Source organism: Bradyrhizobium sp. 31Argb, from assembly GCF_043638955.1.
Classification (GTDB): Bacteria; Pseudomonadota; Alphaproteobacteria; order Rhizobiales; family Xanthobacteraceae; genus Bradyrhizobium.
In genome coordinates this window covers 1-2,175 of the sequence record NZ_JBEGDB010000528.1, presented here as the reverse complement: position 1 = coordinate 2,175, position 2,175 = coordinate 1, and the positions used below count along the sequence as shown (strand labels likewise).

At 61.8% G+C, this 2,175-nt stretch carries 3 protein-coding genes; 1 reads left to right on the top strand and 2 read right to left on the bottom strand.

The window, feature by feature from the left end:
- Positions 1 to 196 precede the first annotated feature (196 nt).
- Entirely contained in the window at positions 197 to 745 is a 549-nt protein-coding gene (locus AAFX91_RS41010; RefSeq protein ID WP_027579243.1) for a sigma-70 family RNA polymerase sigma factor, read from the bottom strand.
- Entirely contained in the window at positions 745 to 957 is a 213-nt protein-coding gene (locus AAFX91_RS41005) for a NepR family anti-sigma factor (RefSeq protein WP_028165127.1), read from the bottom strand. The genes AAFX91_RS41010 and AAFX91_RS41005 overlap by 1 nt, the downstream gene beginning before the upstream one ends.
- Positions 958 to 1,236: 279 nt before the next feature.
- Here AAFX91_RS41005 and AAFX91_RS41000 point away from each other — a divergent pair, with 279 nt between their 5' ends.
- Complete coding sequence (locus tag AAFX91_RS41000; protein ID WP_130583579.1) at positions 1,237 to 2,043, top strand: response regulator; 807 nt, start codon at positions 1,237 to 1,239, stop codon at positions 2,041 to 2,043.
- The last annotated feature ends 132 nt before the right edge of the window (positions 2,044 to 2,175 follow it).

Genomic DNA, 2,175 nt, shown 5'->3' with positions numbered 1-2,175 from the left:
TCAGACTCTCCGATGGTTCGAGTGTGGAAACCCAAACCTACCGGAAAGGGCGCGCTCACCGCCCCATGGAATCTACACACTGCTCTCGCCCTCATTGCCGGGCTTGACCCGGCAATCCATCACTCCTCAGAAAATCGCTTTTCCGGGATGGATGCGCGGGTCGAGCCCGCGCATGACGATCAAGAGTTGGCGAGCATCAGCCGCCGTTGCCGCCGATCACGGCGCGCACGGTGTCATCAGGGCCGAAATCTTCCGCGCCTTCGACATAGAGCAATGCGCTCAATTTCGATCGCGCGCGGTTGACGCGGCTCTTGATGGTGCCGACGGCGCAGCCGCAGATCGCAGCCGCGTCCTCGTACGAGAAGCCGGACGCGCCGACCAGGATCAAAGCTTCACGCTGGTCTTGCGGCAGCTTGTCGAGTGCGGCGCGAAACTCCTCGAACTCCAGATGCGCATTCTGCGCAGGCTGGGTCTTCAGAGTCTTCGCATAGTTGCCCTCGGCGTCCTCCACCTCGCGCCGCCGCTTGCGATAGTCGGAGCGGAACAGGTTGCGCAGGATGGTGAACAGCCAAGCCGGCAGGTTCGAGCCGGGCTGGAATGAGTCGATGTTGGCGATTGCGCGCAACAAGGTCTCCTGCACCAGATCGTCGGCGCGGTCACCATTGCCGGAGAGCGAAATCGCGAACGCGCGTAGGCTTGGCACCGACGCCAAAATATCGTCGCGAAGTTGGTCGGTGAGAGGCATTAGTCCCTCCCGTCATTTTTTGCTGCTTGCTGCTCGTCAGTCTCTGCCAAATGCTTGGCGGCCTCCGCGGGATCATCGAGCTTGCGGATAAGCTCCGCAAAGCGGTCCGGCACCCCCTGTCGCACCACATCATCATACATGGCGCGAAGCTGGTGGCCGATTCTCGATTGGATCTCAGCGTTGAGACCGCCCTGCTTCTTGGTTTCCTTCATGATCTGATCCACGTTTCCCCGAGAGGTTAAGTCCCTGTGTTTCAAGCAGTTTCCTCGAAATTTCGGTCTTGGCCGCGTTTGCTGCCGGTCGTACGCTAATTCGAAGTTCGCCTGAAAGTTCCGAATGTCCGGAACTTTTTGTGGAACTTTATCGACGCTCAAGCGTAGTCCGGGCGTAACAAACTCAAGGGGAAGGCGGGTCGCCCACGGACGGATGTGCCGGCCCGAGAGATATAGGTCGTTTCAGGCGATTGCCTCGAACACAAGGATGGAGTGGGAATGTCCCGATCGCAGCTCGTTGCCGAACACTTGCCATTGTTGCGGCGCTACGCCCGCGCGCTGACCGGAAACCAGGCGTCGGGCGACGCCTATGTCGCGGCCATGCTGGAGGCCCTGCTTCAGGACCCCTCGCTTCTGGACGAAACGCACGGGCCGCGTGCCGGCCTGTTCCGGCTGTTCACTCAAATCTGGAATTCGGTCTCCATCAACGACAATGCCGATGTGGCGACGTTGGCGCTGCCGCCGGAGCGCCGGCTTTCCAACATCACGCCGCTGCCGCGGCAGGCCTTCCTCCTGCTGTCGCTGGAGGGCTTCTCGGAAGAGGAGGTGGCCTACATCCTCAACATCGACATCGGCGAGACGCGCAAGCTCACGGACGCCGCCGGCCGTGAGATGGCCGCCGAGATCGCGACCGACGTCCTGATCATCGAGGACGAGACCTTCATCGCGATGGATCTGGAAAGCCTCGTGCGAAATCTCGGCCACAACGTGATCGGCGTCGCCCGCACCCATTCGGATGCAGTGGCGCTCGCCAAGAACAAGAAGCCCGGCCTGATCCTCGCCGACATCCAGCTCGCCGATGGTTCGTCGGGCCTGGACGCGGTGAACGAGCTATTGCGCGTGTTCGAGGTGCCGGTGGTGTTCATCACCGCCTATCCCGAACGCTTCCTGACCGGGGAGCGCCCGGAGCCGGCGTTCCTGATCTCAAAACCATTCCAGCCCGCGATGGTCTCGGCCGTTGCGAGCCAGGCGCTGTTCTTCCAGCGCAACTCGCGCAACCGCGCGCCGCGCGCCGCCTCGGCGTGAACGGACTCTCTGGTTAGGTCGACTCATCCGGCGTGCCGCACGGCGCGCCGGATTTTTGCGGTGTGCCGAGTATGAACGACAGCTTGGAGGTGGAAGTCCTCTATCCAGCCTGATGACGGCGAAGGATTAGCG

Bases quoted from the DNA above. Each gene is read 5' to 3' on its own strand.
- AAFX91_RS41010 (WP_027579243.1), bottom strand. From the start codon at position 745: ATGCCTCTCACCGACCAACTTCGCGACGATATTTTGGCGTCGGTGCCA.
- AAFX91_RS41005 (WP_028165127.1), bottom strand. From the start codon at position 957: ATGAAGGAAACCAAGAAGCAGGGCGGTCTCAACGCTGAGATCCAATCG.
- AAFX91_RS41000 (WP_130583579.1), top strand. From the start codon at position 1,237: ATGTCCCGATCGCAGCTCGTTGCCGAACACTTGCCATTGTTGCGGCGC.